Origin of the sequence: Paenibacillus sp. LHD-117, assembly GCF_030929555.1 — a bacterium.
Taxonomy (GTDB): domain Bacteria; phylum Bacillota; class Bacilli; order Paenibacillales; family Paenibacillaceae; genus Pristimantibacillus.
Genome location: NZ_JAVFVT010000023.1, coordinates 59,466 through 80,684, shown reverse-complemented (window position 1 = coordinate 80,684; position 21,219 = coordinate 59,466). Strand labels below are relative to the sequence as shown.

Genomic DNA, 21,219 nt, shown 5'->3' with positions numbered 1-21,219 from the left:
CTCATTGTATCCCCTAATCGTGACAGATCTTGTCATGAACTATTCTTCTTTTCAACACGAATATCAGGGTTGTCGGATGCCCGCTATCCTTCACCTCATGGCTCTCAACAGAATCGTGACGGCTTCGGCCCGGGATGCATGGGCTTGCGGCTTAAAGCTGCCGTTCTCGTAGCCGGTTATGAGCCCGCTCTCCGCTGCTGCCGCAACCGCCGCTTGAGCCCAACCGGAAATATCCGCTTGGTCCGCGAAGGACGTTTCTCCGGCCGTCGCCGGCAGTTTGGCTGCCCTTACGATCATGGCCGCCATTTGCTCGCGGGTGATGGGGTCATCGGGTCCGAAGGAATCGGCGCTGTAGCCCGATATGATGCCGTTGGCCGCTGCCGTTTCGATGGAAGCCTTCGCCCAGTGACTATCGGTATCCGCGAAGCCCGCTCCGCTCTTTGCCTGCAATTTGAACGCCTTGACCAGTATCACCGCAAATTCGGCGCGGGTTACCCTTTTCTCCGGAGCGAACGTGCCATCCTGATAACCGTTAATAATGCCGGCTTTCACAAGCTCCCGAATGCCCTCTTCCGCCCAATGCCCCTGCGTGTCCGAGAAATCGGCTGAGGGCTCCGAAGGCTTCTGCTCGTTACTCGCCAGAACGGCGAATTTCGTGAAATGGTTGATGGTGCCGGTGACAACCCCTTGCTCCAAATCGATCTCAGGCTGATCCAGCTCGACCCATTCTTTGGCCGCTTCGTCATACCAGTAAATCGATATCTTCGACTTCGCAGCATCCCATTTCGATTTGTCGAAAGGCAACGTAATCGTAATCGTTTTGAGGAAGTCGCCTGCCTTATCCTTCTTGATCTCAAATACTTGGCTGAGAAGCTGAATGTCGTGCGTCAGTAAGGCGGACGGATTGGACACTTGCTCAATCCGGATCGCGATATCCGATGGCGCCGCTCCGGCGGGAACAACAATCCTCACGCCGCTGTCGTTAACGGTGCCGCCGGCTGCGGCCTTAATGACATGCTTCTCTTCGCCCGGAGAGCTTGAGCCGCTATCGTTCGATGGATTGCCCTGATTCCCGGCGATAACTAGCTCGACATCAAAGCTTTTACCGTCCACGCATTCAAAAGCAAAAGAAGTGATATCGGTTGCCGAATCATAACCCGCTAGCGTTACACCGGCTGGCGCGGCGCCCGCGAACCGCCAGTTGCCGTTCAGCTTTGCGATAACCGTCTTGCTTTGGCTTGGCTTCTTTAAGTTTGGTTCCAAACCGCCCAAGACTGTCGGTTTCTCCAGTCGAAGATCAGGATCGGAGAGGCTGAGCACAATGCGGCCCGCGGATTTGGTTTTTTCCATGGCCAGCACCGGAGTATCTACGCTGTTCAATACCCCATACGAAAGTTGGGTAGTCGGATCAAACAAGGCGTAGCCAATGGCGTTAAACGTGTTATGTTTTACGATATGCGCCATATTGTCCTTCCTTAGCACAGAATAATTCAAGGCTTGTGCGGCGGCTTCCACTTCCGCAGGCGTCTTTTGCGGGAGAATGACATATTCATAGCCTTGCCCCTGCGGCGCCGTTCCGTGATCCAGCCATGCCGTCGTGTAGTTTCCTTGCGTCATCTCGTAGTTTGACGCACCTTTTTTGGTATAAGATTCCTGTACTCCCCGCTCCACTCGGAGGCCGTTGGCATCCGGAATAATATAGCCGTTGCCGTACGGATCAACCATCCACACCTTGGAATTCGTTGTCGTCGTGCTGCTGTAAGGGAACGAATCGATCGCAGTGCCGGAATTGTTGTAGAACGGCATTATGGTATCGTTCATATTGGATTGGAACAGGGTCGTTTCCGTCCGATTGACGGTATCGCTGTTGACAATATCCGATCCCAAGGCAATGATTTGATCGCCAAAATAGAACCACGACTTATTCGCTCGGAACGTCGTATCGAAGGCGGTATCATGCAATTTCATGCCGAATATGCCATGCTGCCCTTCGCTGCTCACGCCGCCGCCGAACGTTTCGTCCGAATAGTAGCGCATCTTCGGATCTTCCAATTGCAGAATCGGGATATGCTTCGTTGTTGTACCTGGCCAGCGGTTGAAGTCCCAGCCTGCGGTAATATCCAGACCGCTGCTTTTGAACCCCCCAGGCAGCACAATTTCCGTGTTCCCATGGCTTAAATATCGGCCGAATACATTGTTGGTGCTGTCTAGCTCGTAATCCCAGTTGTACCTGTTAAACCCTTTGGTCGTGACTAACCAATTATCGTTTCGGAATAGCGCCACGGCACCGAAATTGAAGTTTTTGAAGCCCGGGGCAGGGCTTTGCGCCGTTATTCCTTCTTGAGCGAACCGGGCTGCAGCTTCTTCCGAGATTTGCAGCTCGCCAAGCGTTGCATGATAAAAGATAGAGTTCTCCGCTCTAGCGGCAAAATTGGCCGATATGATCGGGTCGTTGGGATCCCAAAGGTCCAGGAAAATTCCTTTGAGCTCTTCGTCTCCGCTTAGCGCGTTAAGCGCATAGGAGATATATTGCGTCTGCAGCGTAGAAGGGTTCAGCGGAAAACGCCCGGCCACACTATGCGATATGTCGTATTTATTTCCGAATGAACGCTGCACAAGCAAATACTTCTTAATGTTCTCCGTCGTTGTGGAATCCAACTGGAAGCTAGTTCCATGTGTAATATAGCGAACTAAAGAAGCGACAAATATCGCATCGGGAGCATAGGCGTTCATATATATGCCATCGTGATGATAACCTGTATAATCTGGCTTAAGCATGCCATAGCCAGAGTAAACATCCATCTGCTTGGCGACAAATTCAAGGAAGCCCTTCATGTAACGGACTTTCTCCGGCGAATCATCCATCATGAGAATGTACATCAAATTGTACAGGGTTACCGTTCTGAGCTCATCGGCAAGCAAAAAATCATCGCTATTGAGGTCCTTAGGACGGAAATCGAAGGTGTCTCCGAACTTGCTGAACCAGTACAAGCTGTCCATTTCCCGATTGAATTTGCCTGCAGCCTTCAATTCATCCCTCATCAGATAGAGTGCGTAAGCATAACCGGACATCCTTAACCTGATGCTGTATTCGCTGCCCATAATGCTGCCGGCAGCCCAGCCCTGATCATGGAAATGATCAAGAAGGTCGAAAAACTTCTGCTTGCTCTGCTCATTCCCGTTAAGCTTGTAATCATGGACCAAAGCAGTCCAGATCCTCTCGAATTTGGTTGTTTTCGGTCCGAAATTCGCATCTTCTTCGCTGAAGATACCGGGGCCATGAACCGCTCCGTTTTCGTCCCTGGTAATATTGTAGGCGTCGTATTCGGCAATTCGGGTTGGCAATTTGGCAAGCAAGGCATTGTAACGGGTCTTGACAGGGCCGTCCGGCAAGCTTGCATAGTCCAAATTCTCGCCGTAGATATACTGATCCAACCGGCTCATTATCGTACTGAAATCCTCGCTTTGCTGCGCTGTAATCTCCGTTTCCTCAGGCAGCGAAGGTTTCTTCAAGGATGCGCGATAGGTATTATGATAGGCGATATTCGTACTTTTAAGATAGGGAGCTTGGTTATCCGCCCCATACCTATGGTTGACGACAGAGGTAAGCTGAAAGAGGTCGATATAAGAGCTTGATGGCGTGGATGGCGCAATAACCTCCATCGTCGTAGGAACGGCATTGCCGTTATAGTCTGGATTGACCGCATCGATATTTAATCTGAGCCAGACCGTCCTCCACCCGGTAAAATTCATATAAAATTTAAACGTATACCGCGGCACACCCGCCGACAACTCCTCCCCAGTTCCCAGGTTAAACGTCAGATATTGGCCCTCCATCGGCTTCTCATTGTATACCCACACCTTCAGACCCCCGTTAGGGCCTGTCGCCTCCTTCATATTCGGCAGGCTGGTCGTTTGCAGCTTGCTTCCATTCGACCATGTCCATTTCAATGATTGGGATTCATGTTTGGCATGAAGATTAGACAGCTCGACCGAACCGCCATCAACAGCGGACCACCCTGCGGGGACGGCAGAGCCTTCGAAATATTCAGCAGGAATTTCCGCCGCGCTTACGGTACCTATAGGAATCAACATGGAACACAGCAGACTCATGATTAGCAACATGACTAAACTTTTTGATTTAAACATGACATTTCCTCCTCACATCTTTATGATGAAAAATGAAACGCTTTCATAAATCAATAACAACCGACATCGAAAACTTTATCCATCACCTCCTTGATTTGAACAGCAGGCTGGACCGCTCCCTCCAAAGTCATCCAACCCCGGAGGGAGCGATTTCCGATTCCTTCATGAAACGGTCATAGACCCCTATGGACTACCACAAGAACAAGTCGTTCCCTTTCAACTTGAATATAGCTTCCATGAAATAATAGTCGCCATAGATGATTGAAATATGAATGTCTTGATGATGATACGCGGCTGAACCTTTCATCAATAGGTGATCAGAATCCGTTGTCCAATCACAATAAGACGCGTCCAGCGTTTTCAGCAGCTTCAGCGCGGCGTTCACATATACGTCCTTTTCGTATTCGCCTACGGCTTTGGCGATTTCGATCAGTCCGCAAGCCGCGATCGCTGCAGCTGTGGAGTCTTCGTATGCGGGATCCTTCGGCTGACGGAAATCGATCGGAATGACGCCGTTATCCGGAATATTAGCCATAAAATAATGCGCCACTCGTTTGGCTGCCTGCAAATACTTCTGCTTCCCGGTATGCATATAACTCATCATAAAGCCATATAAAGCCCATGTTTGCCCGCGCGTCCAGGACGAGCCTTCCTCGTAGCCTTGGCCGCCGTAAGTTCGAACCACGCCGCCATGGAACGGGTCGAACTCCACGATATGATTCACGGAGCCGTCCGGCCTGATGAAAGCCTCGAGAGCGGTGTCCGCATGCTTGATCGCTATTTGCGCATATCGCGGGTCCTTGGTCTCTTCGCTCGCCCAATACAGAAGCGGGAGATTCATCATACAATCCACGATCGCCCATCCTCTCGTATCTTCGCTGGCCGTGTCATCGTTCCATGCGCGGATAAACCCGCCTGCTAGGTTGAATCGTCCGGCAAGCAGGTTAGCGGCATGCATCGCCCTCTTGCGGGATTCCGAATTCCCGGTTACTTTGTAATTGGCTACGCTGGTAGGCAGCCACATAAATCCGACATCGTGATGCAGACCGTAGAACTGATGAAAACATAAGTCCAACGCATCTTCCGTGAAATTGGCGATTTCCTTGTAATTCGGAGCGCCGGTTTCATGGTACATGAGCCACATCATGCCGCCCCAAAAGCCGTTCGTCCACCAGTTGATATCGGTCTCGATCTGGTTGTCGTGCTTGCCGTTCTTCGTGGTATACGGAATTTTAGTTTTGGAACGTTCGCTTACGGCGTCCATCTTGGCCGTTAGTTTGGCAATAACATTCTCTACCCAATTTTGATTGTCTTTCAGCAGGTTCAACATCTCTTCACTCCTATGTTTTCTTTCTAACGAACAACGAATGTTCAAGCCCGTTTGCCGATGCGCATATCTCTATCGCGAACCTCAACCCGATAACGTTCGCCCAGCTCGAAATCAAACACGCCATCCTCCGCTTCGATAATCCGAACGTCCGGCCGCTGCTCTCCTTGGTAAGGAACAAGCACGGTCAAGAAATGAACGCAGCCGCTGTGCGTGTCCTGAAAGCGCACCCTCGTCGAAGGTCTTGCAATATCGTTCGTGTCGGACAGTCTTCCAGGCAGGAAATCCACTTCCCCCGTATGGCTTGTCGCGATCGCCAAATTCGCAATTTCGCTTAGCGCGGTCACGCCGCCTGAGCTCTCCTCCACCTCGACAAAATCCAAATGGAAATAGCGCTGCACGCTATGGTCCTCCAGCCCCTCTACCCGATCGGCAATGAGCACGAATCGATTATCCACTAGCGAAATATGGCGGTGATGGACAATCGGCTCATAGTTTGTATGGCAAGCGCTGGCGAGCCGGTAGAAACCTCTGTCCTCCACATTGTAGATTCCGCCGGGCTTTTGCGCCCCGAATGTAAAGGAGTTGATATATTCGAAATGGTCCCGCTCATCGATCAGCAGCGTCGAGTGATAATTCGAGCTCTTAAACTGCTTGCGGTCATCGTCATCCCTATAACAAAAAAATCCGGGATCGCAAATCATGTCTTTTCCGAGCGCCGTAAAATCGAAGCTCATCAGATCGATATGGGCATGAGCATTCTGGATCGGGCTTTTGCACGTAAACAAGAAACTAAGCGATTTCGAATCCCAGCCGCTGCGGATAATCGCCTGATCCAGCGTACGATTCCAGAACGTCGTCGGCTTATCGAGTTCAAACTGTCTGTCTCGCAGGGAATAAAGCTCTTCCACGAATTTGCGCACATCGAGCGCCCGCCACACATGCTTGCTTGCCTCGCGGACAACCTCGGTCACATCGATCAAATTCGTCGCAAGCCCCAGCCAGGAGATATCTTCCAATGCAAAATACCCGTAGACGCCGGCCATTACGGCAAGCGGATTCGCATAGGAATCGCCGACAGGCACACATTTCCCGGTTGGTCTTAACGAATAAATCGAATAATCCAAATTATTTCTGAACCGTTCCATGTACTGTGGAGAGAATTGAAAATGGAACCGGTTAGCCAGAACGACCGCCAGCCCGAACCAGAACATGCAGCCATTGTGATACGACGGACAACCCTCGATTTGGCCGCCATCTTCCGTCAGCTGAGCCATACTGCACTTCTCGATGGCATCGATCGCAAAAGTTTTCCATTCCTCCGCTTCCTTCAACTCGGGGAAATAAAGGGCGGTCGTCAAAATGCCCAAACATTCCATTAAATAATGGTTATGATCCGCTTTAGGCCACAGCTGCAGCGACACGTTGCGCAAAGCTTTTATTTGCTTGTAAACGGACGTTAGATACCGCTCTAATACTTCCTCCGTAAACAGCTCCGAATGGCCCAGATGCTCGATTACAAGCGGCCAAATTTTGTAGGCCCGGATGCCGAGCTCCAATGCCCTCAGCGGATGGCATTCCGTAAAATAGCCAAGCGGCTTATCGATCAAGTCGTCGGGAATAGGGACCGTCTCGATCCAGTTCAGCAGCTCGTCGATGACCTTGCGTCCGTACTTCTCGTCCTTGGTGAGCGAATAGGCCTCCAGCAATTCCTGCCAATAATTCATGCGATTCAGCTGCCATAAGTATTCATTGTCATTATGCCTGCGCTCCAGCCAGCCCGGCGGATTCCCGACAAACTCCCTGGCTCCCCCCGTACCGGGAAGCATAATCATCCCTTGATAAGCGAGCTCGGCATTCGCGATCGTCTCGCGCACATGATCAGGCATATGGGCTGCGATATAGGCGGCCTTTTCGTTCATCGGCTCAAGCCGCGAACGCAAGTTAGCGAGAAGCTCCGCCGTAGTCATCGGCTCTTTCAGCCATGATTGCAAATTCATTTGTCCATCTCCATCATGTTATAAATAATGTGGTAGCGCTTACAGCCAATAAGGAATGCTCCTTCCGAAATCAGCACGACTCCGGAAGGAGTGATTCCAACTATTTCATGAATCGGTCGTACGCGCCTTGCTCCAGCTGAAGCAATTCCTTGATGCCCAAGTCTTCCAGCTGTTTGATATACTTGCCGAATGTCTCATCGTTGATCGGCTCCGCGCCGAGCACCCACTTCTGCAGCTTTTCCTCGACAAAGGTCAGTACGGCCGCGTTTAACTCCTCAAATTTGGACCGTTCCTCATCCGTATACGATACCGGCGGGTAAGCTTTCATAATATAGCCATTGTTCACATATTCATTGATGCCTTCGAGCGCGGTCGGGTTTGTCCATTGCTCTTCGTAAGCGTAGTCTTGATGGAAGGCGAGCTCGATCTGGCCGCCCTCTTCCTGAAGCTGTTGAATGACCGTCTTTTCTGTATTTTTCAGAACGGAATCCTTAAATTTCGGCTTGCCGTCTACAAGGTCGTAGTGTTTGCCTTCGATGCCGAAGTTCATCAATCTGCGTCCCTCTTCGGAGAACCAGAAATCCATATATTTGATCGCTTCGACGGGATGCTTGCTTTCCGCCGAGATGCCCCATCCGCTCGCATGCGTCCCCTTGCGGGAGCTTTCTTCGAGGATTTTGCCATCGGTATTGGCTGGAGGCGTCATCGGAACGAAGGAGAAACCCTGAACTTTGGACGACAGAATGTCATTGAAGTTAGCCGTGCTGGCGAACCAGTCGTGCGTCATGCCGCCGACATTGTCTCCGAGCAGAATGTCGCGAGCTTTCGGCCCGCGGGTGAACACTTCTTTGTCGATCAAGCCTTCCTTATACCACTTCGCGATATTTTCGATTGCCGTCTTATACCCTGGCTCGTACATGCCGTACTTGACGACCCCGTTGTCGGCGTAAAACCCTCGTTTGGACGCATCGGCTCCGCCCTGCACACCCCACTGGATCAGCAGATCGTAAATGCCGTCCAGCTTCGACCGACTGAAGTATGGAATTTCGTCATTTGCTCCGTTACCGTTTGGATCTTTTTCTTTGAACGCTTTTAATACCTCATATAGCTCGTCTACCGTTTTCGGCTGCTCAAGGTTCAATTTATTGAGCCAATCCTGGCGTACAAACCAGCCTTTGGCAGCCGGTCCATCCGGCGTAAAGTTAAGGAAATACGTTTTGTCGTTAGATGCTTTCATATATTTTGCCGCATCCGGATGTTCGGACAAAAACTTTTTAATGTTCGGGGCATGTTCTTCGATCAGTCCATCAAGCTCGAGAAAGGCTCCTTCTATCCCAAGACTGTCGTACTGCTCCTTAATTTGATGATGCACGAGATCCGGAATTTTGCCGGAAGCCATCATGGTATTAAACAATTCTTTACTGTTCGTCGCGGCCTTGGAGGCGGTTCCCTTCAATTTAATATTGGTCATGGTTTCCGCTTGTTTGAAGATAGGCCAGTTATCGTCGAAAATAAACTTGTCCGAGAAGTGCATGTGGATCGTCAGTTCAAGCGGGTCCTTCACGATCAGATGCCCGGACAGCTGCTCCGTATCCGGCTCCTTCGAAGCATTCGCTTGATTGCCGCTATTTTGCGGTCCGTTATTGCTGCTGCAGCCTGCCAGCAGCAAACCGGCTGCCATCATCATTAATGCAGATGTTTTCATCCATTTTTTGTTACCCATATTCATGACCTCCCAATATTGTTTTTCTCATTTTATAGCCATAACCGATTGAAGTGAGGCTGTCGATTTAATGTGGACAACACTTGTCGACTCCAATCGTCGTGGTAGTGGCCACGAGTCGTGTGTTAGATTCTGTAACGGTTGTCAGTGAGGCTAAATGCGTCTTTTGGGCTGGTTTGAAATTATAAAGGTTGTGGTGGAGCTTATTTGTCACTAAAACGGCATAATGGGGCTGATTTCGATGAAATAAGCTCGCTGGCACCCCTTAAAATTTGTGAAGTGGTGTTTAAGACGAAATAGGCGCACTGGCAACCGTTAGACGCAGGTGGAAAGCCCCACATACCAACCTGCATTCCCATCAAGCAGAAAATCAATTTGTTCACAATGAATCGACAGCCTCGAAGTATGCGCTAGCCTTTGACGGAGCCGATCATAGCTCCTTTAACGAAATACCTCTGAATGAAGGGATAGGCTGCGACAATCGGAATGATGGAAACGATGATGGTCGCGTAGATGATCGTTTCCTTCGAATAGACCGCCATATTGCCCATCTCGTCGTTCACGTTCATCTCGACGATCAGCTTCTTCAACAGAACCTGCAGAGGCACCTTGCTCTCGTCGCTTAGAATGATCATCGTCCAGAAATAGCCGTTCCAGCGGTGTACCGCATAGAACAACCCGATCGTCGCAAGAGCGGCTTTGGACAGCGGCAGATAAACCCTCCAAAGAATCGTCAGATCATTTGCTCCGTCAACCTTCGCCGCTTCCTCGAGCTCTTCAGGAATGCTCTCGAAGAACGATCGCATGAGGAAGACATAGAAGGTCGTAATCGCGAAACCGATAATAATCGTAAAGCGGCTATCGAGCATGTTCAAATCCCGGAAATTGAGATAGGTCGGAATCATGCCCGGCTGGAACCACATCGTCAGCGCGATAAAGAAGCTGATGGCCGTACGCCCCATAATCCGTTTTTTGGACAGGACATAAGCGCCGCAAATCGTGAGAAACAAGTTGGCGATGACGCCGAATAGGGTGTAATAGAACGTATTTAAATAGGCTACCCAAATCCCCTTCTCCGATAATACCTTTGCATAGGAGTCAAAGTTAATATCGTGCGGCCACAAGATCACCTTGCCGGTAACGACCGCGTCGGAGGAGCTGATGGATGCGGATAAAACATAGACAAACGGATACAAAGCAAGCAAAGAAATAATCGCAAGAAAGATGCAGTTACATACGTAAAACAGCTTTTCGCCTTTCGTTCGTTTCAACTTCCATCACCTACCATAATCCTGTCTGAGTTAGCTTCTTGCTCATCTTGTTAGCGAATATGACGAGAATAAATCCGACGACGGCATTAAACAGTCCTACCGCCGTGGCCAAGTCGTAACGCGCTTCTTGAAGACCGGACCGGTATACGTAGGTGTTGATCACGTCGGCTGTCTCGTAGGTGGCTGGCTGATAGACAAGAATGATGGCCTCGTAGCCGACTTCCAGCATGGACCCGACTTTCATGACAAGCATGATGGCAATCGTCGGAATAATGGCAGGAAGCGTGATGTGCCACGTCTGCTTCCATCGGTTAGCTCCATCGATGACGGCCGCTTCGTACAAGGCGGGATTCACGCCGGACAAGGCCGCTATATAGATGATGGTGCCAAACCCCGCTTCCTTCCAAATATCCATGGACCCGATAAAGATCGTACGGAAGTAATCGGGATCGGTCAGGAAGTATTTCTTTTCGCCTCCCATCATATCGATCAAGATATTAATAATACCGTTGCTGGGCGCCAAAAAATTGGTGACGATCCCGGCTACAACGACGACCGAAATAAAGTGGGGCAAATACGTGAAGGTCTGCACCGTTTTTTTGAAAATGCCATTCTTCAATTCGTTTAATAACAAAGCGAGAATAATCGGCACAGGAAACGCGAACAGCAATTGATACAAACTAAGCAGCAATGTGTTTTTTAGCAGCCGAAGAAAATACGGACTTTTAAAAAACGTCTCGAAATGCTCAAACCCAACCCAGGGACTCGCCGCGATGCCCTTATATACGCTGAAATCCTTAAAGGCAATCTGCAGACCGTACATCGGCTTATAGGCAAAGATGATATACCAGGCCAGGAACGGGATCAGCAGCAGGTAAAGATATCGGTCTCTAATCAAGTTAGCCTTGATCTGTTTAAAGTTAAGCAGCACTCTCTTCTCCTTTCTCCATGATGTCTAGCTGGACCTCTCTGGAGCGCTCCCTTTCGAGAGGCCAGCGTTGCAATTTAAACTATACGAATGGATGAAAGCGCTGTCTATCGCCATTATTTCATCAAACGACAACTCTTTATGTAGAGGAGCATGATGTGCATTATTTCATATATCTACATTTCGCACATAAGCGGAGTACCCTTTGAACAAGATAAAAGCCGCCAGGCGCTTGGGCCAGGCGGCTGTTTCGAACCATCGATTGCAGCTTGCTGCCTTATTGCTTCTCAGTAAGCTTTTTGGCGTACTGCCCGGGAGCTAATCCTTCATACTTGCGGAACATACGAATAAACGTATTCGCATTGTTGCAGCCAACCATGAGCGCCAAGTCACCAATTTTAATGTCCTTCTGCTGGCGCATCATTTCTTTGGCTTGTTGCACGCGATAAAAATTCAAGTAGTCTTTAAAATTGTCGCCGGAATGATTTTTGAAGGCGATGCTGACATATCCGGGAGAGAAATTAAACGCCTCCGCGATCATGCTGAGCGATAAATCCTTGTTATAGTTCTCGTGAATATAGTCGATCATGCGCTTCACCGTGCTGTTATCCATCATCTCGTTCTGACGGTCGATCGTGTCGACCATCGCGCCAAACAAGGTCATGATGGCGGTCATCCGCTCCATCGATTCGCCATGCTGCACGGCTTCCAGAGATTCCTTATGGAGTTCGGCGAACTCGTCGGAAGACATATTGAGCTGCTGCATAATCCGATTCAGCGTGGCCAATATGAGCAGGCTGAACTGGTCGAGCTGCTGCCGGGTCAGCTGCCGCTGCTCCAGATTGTCCGATAGAAGACGGTTCAGCGTATGCATGGCGCTCTCCCGCTTGCCTCGAATCACATAGCTGATCAGCTCCCGCTCCGAATCGATAGGGTAGTAATAGCTCACCATTTGAATGGAACTAAGCTGCTCGTAGGTCACGACGGAAGTCGGGTCCGTCGCCGATCTGCGCTTCAGAATATCCAGCGCCTGGTCGAAGGAGCGGTCGATTTCATTGACGGAGTCTGCCGGAGGCCCAACTGCCGCGATCAATCCGAACGCATGTCCGTCCTCGATTCGAGCCATCGCCTTCATAAGCTTCTTCTGAATGTTATCCGTGTCGGACTCCACGATTATGAAGACATATTTGGCAAAATCGAGATCCAGCAGCTCGCATGGAAAATGAACCTTTAATTGTTCATGAAGAATCAAGGAAGTCTGTGATTTTATCGTAAGAATCGCATCCTTCGAATAATGCTCCTCCAATTCCTTCATGTTCGAGAATGCAACTACGCACACCGTCAGATTGCCCCGAAGTCCTTGAAGCTGATGGGTATGCAACAGGTAATCCGTCTTGTCCGGAGGCACGAGGCCGTGGAGCAAATCCCGCAGGAACTTGTCTCTCATCGAAAGTCGGTGCTCATGCAATGCGGATTTCAATTGTTCATTGGCTTTGCTTATACTCGTCGCCGTCTCGTGCAGGAAGGCGAACTCGTCGGTGCCCGCCGGCTCGCCGTAACTCTTGAACAATCCGACGAGATGGCTGACGGGCCGGTACATGCGCCGGGAGACCATATAGGCGAACGCAAGTCCCGCAAGGACAAGCACGGCCAATAATAGAGCAGCCCCCTTCAAATTCGGCATGAAGGAGTCAATGAGCGAGTAGTTCTGCGTCACGTACAGATAAGACCATTGCGGCATCGTTTGCGAGCGAATCAAATGGAAGTCGAATTCATCAGTAGATAATTTCGTGTAATCGCCGGTTGTCAGTTCATCAAGTTGCGCCAGCGGATAGGCAATCAATTGCTCCCTCCGTTTATCGTCAAAGCTTGATTTGAGCGTAACGAATCGACCATTCTCGATAATGGCAAACGCTTCTTGCGTTTCAGGCGATAGAGGCGGGAGCAGCAATTGTTCATAGAACGTGACAACAAAAAATAAAGAATTCCCCGCTCCCACTTTTTCCGGATTGACGATTCGAATGGAGCCGCCCTCATCTGCCGTGGATGTTAGATCATGACTGCTAGATAAAGTTACGGTTGGACTCGTGCTCTCTGTGCCTATTTGCTTAAAATCCTCTTCGGTCATTTCTATACTTTCCATATAACGTTTTTTATCCAACGAATATTGAGGCGTAATGACCAGATCGTCATTTGTTTTCATTAAATCGATGCTATAGCCGAATTCCGAGAATGCGTTAATATGATTTTGCAGCGCGTAAGAGCTTTGGGTGATCTCATAGTAATTGCGTTCTTTTCCAGCAAATTTAACAACATGCTCATAATATTTCAATTGCGCGATCAGGTTAGAAGAAACGCCGAGTTTCATGTCGATTTTGTCGCGCGATTGCAGGAGAAAATGCTGCTGGTTTTGACTTAATTCCGATCGCACTCGCTGGCCATCCTTAAAAAAAGACACGCAGACGGCAATGATGGTGTAGACGACGACCAAGATAATATAGGCAATCAGAAGTTTTGAGAAAAAAGATCTTCCGAGCAATGCGATCTCCCCCTGGGTTCTATCTCTAATGAATGGAAAATCACCCAACAGGGGATTCTCAATCCGCATTGGGTGATCGTAAACGTTTTCATGAATAGGAGCAATTCTTAACACCAACTATAGATGAAAAAGAAAACGCCGTCTATCGTCAAAATCTACTAGTCGGCGTTTTTTTACAACCTGATGGATGTGCATTATTTTATCTATCGTCATTTTTTTTCAGTTTATCTGCCTACTTCCTTCTATGGCAAATCTGCCATAAGATTGATATACTGATTTTGCATGCGTATCACATAAATGGGGGCAGAGAAACATGTTTGCGAAGCGATTGAAGCAGCTGAGGAAGAGCCGAAAGTTGACCATGCAGGAAGTGGCCGACTACGTAGGCGTGGCCAAAAGCACCTATGCGGGTTACGAATCGGGATACCGTCAGCCGACGATCGAATCCATCCAGACGATTTCCCGAAAATTGCGTACGTCCGCGGACTATCTGCTAGGCCTTACCGATCACCCCGATCCGCCTGCCGAGCTTACTCATAACGCGAAGGAATACTTGAACGTGGAGCAGCTTCACTGGGACGGCGTCCCTCTGGAGAAGGACGATCTCGACCTGATCCGGAGCCTGCTCGAACGAGTGCTTCGGGACCGCGCTTTGCCCAAACAAGAATAACGCTGCCTTTCATCCGAGATATAAACAGGTCCGTTAATGGTCAAGCCTGCCATTAACCGGCCTGTTTTTTTGTGCTTACGGCGCCTAATTCCGCTTAGAACCTGTTGCCCGCCGCGTGAATAGGATGGTCAGACTATTATTTTTGTATCCGCTTTCATATGTTGGATTAGGGGATTCTCCCTAAGCTGCCGCAGACGTTCCGTAAATGTCGTTCAAGTGGATGACCATTTGAACATAAGGAGGAATAATGGCATGGACAGATGGTTGAAACTCGTCACCTTGGCCGTTATGCTGCTTACGCTCGACACTTTTTTCAACTTGTGGCCGGCTCGTGCCGATGAGGGATTTACATCGTATATCACGCGCAGCGGGGATACGTTGATGGAGGGGACGGCCGCGTATCGATTTGTCGGAACGAACCAGCCGTTGCTGAACCGAGCATGGACGGATCCTTCGGAAATCGAGGATGCGATCCGGGCGGCCGCCGACTCGGGGATTAACCATATTCGCTTGTATCCGTTCGAAGTGAGGATGAGCAGCGACCCCCCGGGTACTTTCAGGCATGTTATGGGGCCAAGCGATTATAATGAAAGCGCATTCAAGCTTTTGGATAAAATTGTTCAGCTAGCAAACCAGCACAATATTCGGCTCATTATTCCGTTCGTGGATCAGTACAACTATATCGGAGGAATTGCCGATTGGGCGGCCTTCCGCGGCAAAACGGCCAATGAGTTCTGGAGCGACCCGACCGTGAAGCAGGACTTCAAAAATTTCATGCAATACGTCATTAACCGGACCAATTCATATACGGGCGTGCCGTACAAAAACGATAAAGCCATTCTCGCATGGCAGCTGGGCAACGAGCTTCCCTCCACGGACGGCTGGGTAAGCGAGATGGCGGCGTACGTAAAAAGCCTGGATTCCAACCACCTTCTCGCCGACGGGGGCTACGTTCGGGCGCAAGGCATTAGGCCGGGTGCACTGAACGACAGCAATATCGATATCATTGTTCCGCATATTTACAAGTATCACAATGTCGACATGGCTGCGAAGCTCAAGGAATGGAGAGATAAAACAACAGGAAAAAAGGCGTTGATCATCGGCGAATTCGGCGACTATTCCCCCGCGGAAACCGAGCAGCTGCTGGACATCGTTCAGAACAATGGAACTTCGGGCGCCATGTTCTGGGGCGGCATGCACCATCACAAGTTGGGCGGCTGGCATTGGCCTCCCGTCGGAGCCTGGGCCTATTCGCGCTATCCCGGCTTCGCTTCCGGTGATTGGGCGAACGAAACGGCCATCATCGACCTGCTGCGCGAGTATGCTTACTCGATGAAGGGCTCTACCGTTCCTTCTTGGCCGATACCCGATGCGCCCGTCATGCACCCCGCCGACTCCGTGCATACACTCTCTTGGAAGGGAGTCTCGGGGGCAAGCGCTTATACCGTTGAACGTTCGACAAGCTCATCCGGTCCATGGATGACAGTAGGTAGCGAGGTAACGGACGATGTTTCCGCGCCGCGCCATTACACGTTTGCCGTACCGATATTCGACGATGCGTCCGCCGAGGACGGCGCAAGCTATTACTATCGGGTGAAAGCGAAAAACAAGCATGGCTCTTATTCACCGTATTCCAACATCGTCGGCCCGATAAAGGCGAGAAGCGTGATCATCGTCGATCAGGGAAGCGTCGGCTACACCGAGACCGGAACATGGGGGGATAGCACGCTTGGCGGCAGTTACGGCGGCGGCTCCCGTTACAGCAGCGCCAACGGAAGCACGGCTACATGGCGGCCGAACCTTTCGGCACCGGGGTACTACAATGTGTATGTTAGCTATCCGTACCATCAAGGCTCGGCGAAGAGCGCGCAATTTACGGTCTATCATAACGGCATAAGGAACACGGTCACCATCAACCAGACGACCATCGCGGGCGGCCGTTGGCGCCTGATCGATACGGTCTATTTCGCCGGCGGACCGGAAGAATACGTGCGGCTGACGGCAATTGGAGGCGGTTCCAACTTCAGGGCCGATGCGGTCATGTTCGAACCCCAACATTTTGGCGACACCTTCCAGAATAATAGCTCCGGCAGCTGGACACCGCTCGGCGGCAATTGGTCCATGAGCGTAGACGTAAGTCACGACGGCGTTCCTATCGTCAACAGCGTGTTGAAGCAATCGGGAATCGGCATTGCGGAAACCGTTGCCGGTTCGACCTACTCCGACACCGCCATAACGACAGCCTTGAAAGCGTACGACAATGATCGAACGAACGCTTCCGCCGGCTTGGTCGCCCGGGCAAACGCGGATTTCTCCTCCATGTACACCTTGCGCATCAATTACGATTTGAATAAGGTTCAGCTGTACAAAAAACTAGGCAATCGTTGGACCAATATCGGGGAAGCGGATATGATCGCCGCTCCCGGCACTTGGTATTTGCTCAAGTTGGAGATGAAAGGAAGCTCCTTCAAAGCCTATGTGGACGGCGTGAAAAAAATTAGCGTCAGCGACGCCAGCTTGAGCAGCGGGTATATCGGCTTGCGCACGTACGATCAGACGGCCGTATTCGATAACCTCCTTGTTTCGATGAATTGACCTGGCCGAAACGGCAAAAAAGCGCCGTAAAGGCACAGCCGAAGCTGTGATCCTTTACGGCGCTTTCCGCGGAGCTTAGAAACGATGAATCCTAGGAATCGTACAGATCGAGGTCGACGAGCTTGCCGTCAACGTAAGTGAAGTCCATTTTCGAGATGCCAAAGCCTGCCATCGTCTTGGATACTTCCATCACTTCCAGGGAAAGCGAAGTCCATTGTTTTTTCTCCATTTCTTTCACCTCCTTTCAAGCGCGGTAATCTATTGCAATCGTTTGAGAAAACGATAGGCAATCAAGCTTCGCATAAGCAGCTTCAAGTGGGGATCGTCGGCCTGCTCCGGACCGAGGTCCGGACCTACCTGGCCCAGCGATTCCTTCACCTGCACGACGTTCAAGTAGCGGGCAGCCCGCTCGTCTCCGCACAGCGCGCGAAGCTCTTCCTCGATGGACCGCCACCGGGGGATGGTCCGGTGTACCCAATCCATTCCTTGAACGCCGCGCGTACGTTGGTTCAATCGCACTTTGTCCGGCAAACGATGTTCGGTCGCTCTTCGGATAAGCGAGCGCCCGAACCCGTCTTTCACATATTGCTCTACGGGGAGCGACAAGCAAAATTGGATCAGGCGGATATCGCTGGTCGCATCCCGCTCCCATATGCCAAGGCGATACGACGACTTCGCCGATATGGTGCCCTGCATGTTCAACACTGCTTGATTGCCGAAATAATCCTCGCGTTCCGTCAGCATCCGGTACGTGGACTCCCGCAAGCCGACATCGTACGGCGACAGCTTCTCGAATACGCCGGAGCTTCTTGCGAATTCGGGCTCTATAATGGGAGGCACGCCAGGCTGAAACGGAGCGTCTTTCTCCGGAAATACCTGCTGTCTGATGGCGCGGACGATCCGTTTCCGGCCGGTACCGAGCCGTCTGCCGTATAATGAAATTTCTCGGTATAATTGAAGCCATTGGAGCCTCTTCAGCAGCAGACTGTAATAACCGACGGCGGAACCCCAGGATATGGAGTAATTTCCCCGGGCGCCCGTGAGCAGTACGCCGATTCCTTGACGTGCCGCTTCTTCATGGATGCCTTTCACCCAGAACGCGTTTTCGAAATTCTTATAAGGCGCTTCCAGGCCGTCCATCCATTCGTCGATCTCGGTAAAAGGGCTTATCCCAGGAAAATCCAAATAATTGGCGTTCATATTTCCGACATGGTCGACGACGGACTGAATGTACGGACTTTCGTCCGCGAACATGCTTCTTGGCGTCCAATCGATGAAGTCGCGCTCGGGAATATAGCTGTACGCCTGCAGGCTCTTGCCTTCTCCCGCGAGCATGCCCGCCGCGAACGCCGACACCGATCCGGAGTCGAGTCCTCCGCTCAGCGTGACGCCCACCTGCTTGAAGGTGCGAAGTCTGGCGCGGATCGATTGCTGGAAAATGTCCTTGAACGCTTCCACATATTCGTCATCGGAGCCCAAGATCAGCCTCCGTTCCGGCATTAGGGAACCGTACTTGGCAACCGTAAGCTTCCCCTCTTGCAAAGTAAACGAGTGCGCCGGCGGCAGCTGATAAATATCCGCGAAGTAAGTCGTGTGAACATCGACGGCGTCCAATAGCGTCGGTATCGCCAAAAATTCGGCAAATCGCTCCTCCCCTAAACGCTTGTCGATTCCTGCCAGGGAGAACAGCGGATGGATGACGCTGCAGAACGAAAACCGATTCCGACCGCGATGATAATACAGCGTCCTGCTGCCCAGCTGATCTCTTGCGCCGAATAGCAGCCTTCTGCTCTCATCCCATATCGCGAAGGCGAAGTCTCCTATCAAATAATTCGGCGTCTCCGAACCCCATTTGAGATAAGCGAGCAAAATGAGTTCGCTGTCCGTTAGGCCGTTTTTTCTGTCGCAACCGATCCCGAGCTGCTCGAACAATTGCCCGCGATTGTCAATGATCGCATCGGCGGTAATGACCAGCCCGGATTGCCCGTGCCGGAAGGGAAGCCGTTCATGAACCGATTCCGGCGTTATCCATTGCGACTGGCAGCCGAATAGAGCCGTACTCTCTTCCCATGTCTCGAAAGCATTTCCGGGAAAACGCCGGACGGCTTCCATGAAATCCGCAGTACCATCGGATGGTTGCAGAGGTCTATCGAATTGGATAACTCCGGCAATAACGCTCATGCAATCTCACCCCTTAACCGTTCATGCCCGATTGATAGCTCAGCAGCTGCTTGAACTTGCCTTTGGCTTCTTGAGACAGCTGCTTGTAGCCGCCTTGCTGAATAACCTCGCCCTGCTCGATGACAATGACCTGATCCGCATTCCGGATGGTCGACAAGCGGTGGGCAATGACGATTATCGTCATGCTGCCCTTAAGCCGTTCAAGCGCTTCTTGAATTCGCCTCTCGTTCTCGCTGTCCAGCGCGCTGGTCGCTTCGTCCAGCACAAGAATGGACGGACGTTTCAATATCGCTCTTGCGAGTACGATCCGCTGTCTCTCTCCCCCGGACAACCGAATGCCCCGATCGCCGATGACCGTATCCAAGCCTTGCGGCAGCATGCGCACGAATTCGTCGGATGCCGAAAATTCCAACGCATTCCACAGCTCGGCGTCCTCGGCGTCAGGGTCTACCAGCTTCAAGTTATCCCGAATGCTCGCATGGAAGAGAAAGGGTTCCTGCGCCACGTAGCCGATCGAGCCCCGCAGCGCGAGAAGCTGCTTCTCCTCCCGCAGCGTAACGCCGTCGATCAGGACTTGTCCTCGCTCCGGCCCTATAAGCCCCATGAGCATATCGACCAGCGTGCTCTTCCCCGCGCCGGACGAACCGACGATTGCCGTCATGCGATTCACGGGAATGCGGACGTTAATGTCGCGCAAAGCGAAAGCCGGCTCTTTCGGTTCGTACCGGTAATGGACTTGCCTGCATTCGATTCCGTCCTGCAATCGAAACGGCTGTACCCCGTCCGGCGATTCCAACAACGTGAGCTCCTTCTCCTGCTCAATCTCCTGATGCAGCTTGCGCATCGCTCTGAAGGCGGGCAGATTGGTCGCGAGCTGTTCGAAATTCGACTGAATGCCGATAAACCTCGGCCATAGCCGCGAGAAGATGAGCACGACCAGAATGAGCTGTTCGGCCGGCGTGCGGAACACTTCCAGAGCCAAATAGACTAACGCGGCAATAAGCGTGATGGATGAGATCCGGTAGATGAACTGGGACAGCGAATTGACGCGCACCAATTGGACGACGTTGCTCTCCAGCTGCCTGCTCATGCCGTTGAACCACTGGATATGCGAGCGTTCCAGCCTGTTGCTCTTGATATCCTTGATGCCGCCAAAATGATCGTTGATTCCCGCAAAATAGTTCTGCGACAGCTCCGATGTCTGATCCCCGATATGCCCCGCCTTCTTGACGAACCTGCGGGAGAACAGGGCGAGCATGCCGCCGCTCGCAAGCACGACGGCCGTTAGCAGCGGAGACAGCCAGAAGGCCAGACCGATTTGAATAACCGTAAAGATGATGCCCGTGACCATCTGCAGGAAGAGCGAAGTGCCATAACTGACCCGTCCGAGCTCGTTCACCATGACATGATGGAAATCCGACTTGCGCTTGCGGAGGAAGAACTCCCATTTCGCCAGGAGCAGCCCCCGATACGTCTCCGACCGAAGAGAACGGACGTAGGACTGCAGGATGCGGGAACCCAGCACCATCTGGCTCCGCTGCAGCAAGGCTTGTCCCCCTACGATCAATACGTATATCGCGAGCACGACCGGCAAGGTGGGCTCGATCGACCAGGAGTCGACGAGTTCGAACAAAGTCGAAACGAGCGGCACGTCATCCAGATTCATTTGAAACACGCCAATGATGCTGAGCATGGGGACGATCAGATAAATGCCGATGCCGTCCAGACAGCTGATCACGAATGTCGTGAACATATTGAGGTACAGACGGAATCCGGAGTCCCGTTGCATTTTTCGTAAAAAATAGAGTAAATCCCTCATATGGCATACTCCTAGCG

Annotated in this window: 12 protein-coding genes; 2 read left to right on the top strand and 10 right to left on the bottom strand. The window is 51.2% G+C overall.

All coding sequences use genetic code 11. From position 1 onward, the window contains the following. Positions 1 to 90 precede the first annotated feature (90 nt). The 7 genes from RB620_RS18475 to RB620_RS18445 all read right to left on the bottom strand — a co-directional run bounded on the left by RB620_RS18475 (position 91) and on the right by RB620_RS18445 (position 13,937). The gene (locus RB620_RS18475) at positions 91 to 4,149 is read right to left on the bottom strand and encodes a chondroitinase family polysaccharide lyase (RefSeq protein WP_308096783.1); all 4,059 of its coding nucleotides are present in this window, start codon (positions 4,147 to 4,149) and stop codon (positions 91 to 93) included. Positions 4,150 to 4,339: 190 nt separating this feature from the next. Next, positions 4,340 to 5,479, bottom strand: a complete 1,140-nt coding sequence (locus RB620_RS18470) for a glycoside hydrolase family 88 protein (protein ID WP_308096781.1) — start codon at positions 5,477 to 5,479, stop codon at positions 4,340 to 4,342. A gap of 41 nt (positions 5,480 to 5,520) precedes the next feature. Beyond that, positions 5,521 to 7,476 (bottom strand): alginate lyase family protein, encoded by a 1,956-nt coding sequence (locus RB620_RS18465; RefSeq protein WP_308096779.1) that lies wholly within the window; start codon positions 7,474 to 7,476, stop codon positions 5,521 to 5,523. Positions 7,477 to 7,576: 100 nt separating this feature from the next. Continuing rightward, a complete protein-coding gene (locus tag RB620_RS18460) occupies positions 7,577 to 9,199 on the bottom strand; it encodes an extracellular solute-binding protein (protein WP_308096778.1) in 1,623 nt (540 codons plus the stop codon). A gap of 410 nt (positions 9,200 to 9,609) precedes the next feature. Continuing rightward, entirely contained in the window at positions 9,610 to 10,470 is an 861-nt protein-coding gene (locus RB620_RS18455) for a carbohydrate ABC transporter permease (protein ID WP_308096776.1), read from the bottom strand. 10 nt (positions 10,471 to 10,480) lie between these two features. Beyond that, entirely contained in the window at positions 10,481 to 11,401 is a 921-nt protein-coding gene (locus RB620_RS18450) for an ABC transporter permease (RefSeq protein ID WP_308096774.1), read from the bottom strand. A 274-nt stretch (positions 11,402 to 11,675) separates the two neighbouring features. Further along, positions 11,676 to 13,937, bottom strand: coding sequence for a helix-turn-helix domain-containing protein (locus tag RB620_RS18445; RefSeq protein ID WP_308096773.1), 2,262 nt, complete (start codon positions 13,935 to 13,937; stop codon positions 11,676 to 11,678). A 313-nt stretch (positions 13,938 to 14,250) separates the two neighbouring features. Here RB620_RS18445 and RB620_RS18440 point away from each other — a divergent pair, with 313 nt between their 5' ends. After that, positions 14,251 to 14,607, top strand: coding sequence for a helix-turn-helix domain-containing protein (locus tag RB620_RS18440; protein ID WP_308096771.1), 357 nt, complete (start codon positions 14,251 to 14,253; stop codon positions 14,605 to 14,607). A 252-nt stretch (positions 14,608 to 14,859) separates the two neighbouring features. After that, the gene (locus RB620_RS18435; protein ID WP_308096770.1) at positions 14,860 to 17,202 is read left to right on the top strand and encodes a golvesin C-terminal-like domain-containing protein; all 2,343 of its coding nucleotides are present in this window, start codon (positions 14,860 to 14,862) and stop codon (positions 17,200 to 17,202) included. A 91-nt stretch (positions 17,203 to 17,293) separates the two neighbouring features. Here RB620_RS18435 and RB620_RS18430 read toward each other — a convergent pair whose 3' ends face one another. Genes RB620_RS18430 through RB620_RS18420 form a run of 3 tightly spaced genes read right to left on the bottom strand, consistent with a single transcriptional unit; the run spans position 17,294 to position 21,202 of the window. Beyond that, complete coding sequence (locus RB620_RS18430) at positions 17,294 to 17,431, bottom strand: paeninodin family lasso peptide (RefSeq protein ID WP_308096768.1); 138 nt, start codon at positions 17,429 to 17,431, stop codon at positions 17,294 to 17,296. 29 nt (positions 17,432 to 17,460) lie between these two features. Next, positions 17,461 to 19,383 (bottom strand): asparagine synthase-related protein, encoded by a 1,923-nt coding sequence (locus tag RB620_RS18425; protein WP_308096766.1) that lies wholly within the window; start codon positions 19,381 to 19,383, stop codon positions 17,461 to 17,463. 13 nt (positions 19,384 to 19,396) lie between these two features. Further along, complete coding sequence (locus RB620_RS18420) at positions 19,397 to 21,202, bottom strand: ABC transporter ATP-binding protein (protein ID WP_308096764.1); 1,806 nt, start codon at positions 21,200 to 21,202, stop codon at positions 19,397 to 19,399. Positions 21,203 to 21,219 lie beyond the last annotated feature (17 nt).

What these genes read in the sequence shown, in the direction of transcription:
- RB620_RS18475 (WP_308096783.1), bottom strand. Translation starts at nt 4,149, where the DNA reads ATGTTTAAATCAAAAAGTTTAGTCATGTTGCTAATCATGAGTCTGCTG.
- RB620_RS18470 (WP_308096781.1), bottom strand. Translation starts at nt 5,479, where the DNA reads ATGTTGAACCTGCTGAAAGACAATCAAAATTGGGTAGAGAATGTTATT.
- RB620_RS18465 (WP_308096779.1), bottom strand. Translation starts at nt 7,476, where the DNA reads ATGAATTTGCAATCATGGCTGAAAGAGCCGATGACTACGGCGGAGCTT.
- RB620_RS18460 (WP_308096778.1), bottom strand. Translation starts at nt 9,199, where the DNA reads ATGGGTAACAAAAAATGGATGAAAACATCTGCATTAATGATGATGGCA.
- RB620_RS18440 (WP_308096771.1), top strand. Translation starts at nt 14,251, where the DNA reads ATGTTTGCGAAGCGATTGAAGCAGCTGAGGAAGAGCCGAAAGTTGACC.
- RB620_RS18435 (WP_308096770.1), top strand. Translation starts at nt 14,860, where the DNA reads ATGGACAGATGGTTGAAACTCGTCACCTTGGCCGTTATGCTGCTTACG.
- RB620_RS18430 (WP_308096768.1), bottom strand. Translation starts at nt 17,431, where the DNA reads ATGGAGAAAAAACAATGGACTTCGCTTTCCCTGGAAGTGATGGAAGTA.
- RB620_RS18425 (WP_308096766.1), bottom strand. Translation starts at nt 19,383, where the DNA reads ATGAGCGTTATTGCCGGAGTTATCCAATTCGATAGACCTCTGCAACCA.
- RB620_RS18420 (WP_308096764.1), bottom strand. Translation starts at nt 21,202, where the DNA reads ATGAGGGATTTACTCTATTTTTTACGAAAAATGCAACGGGACTCCGGA.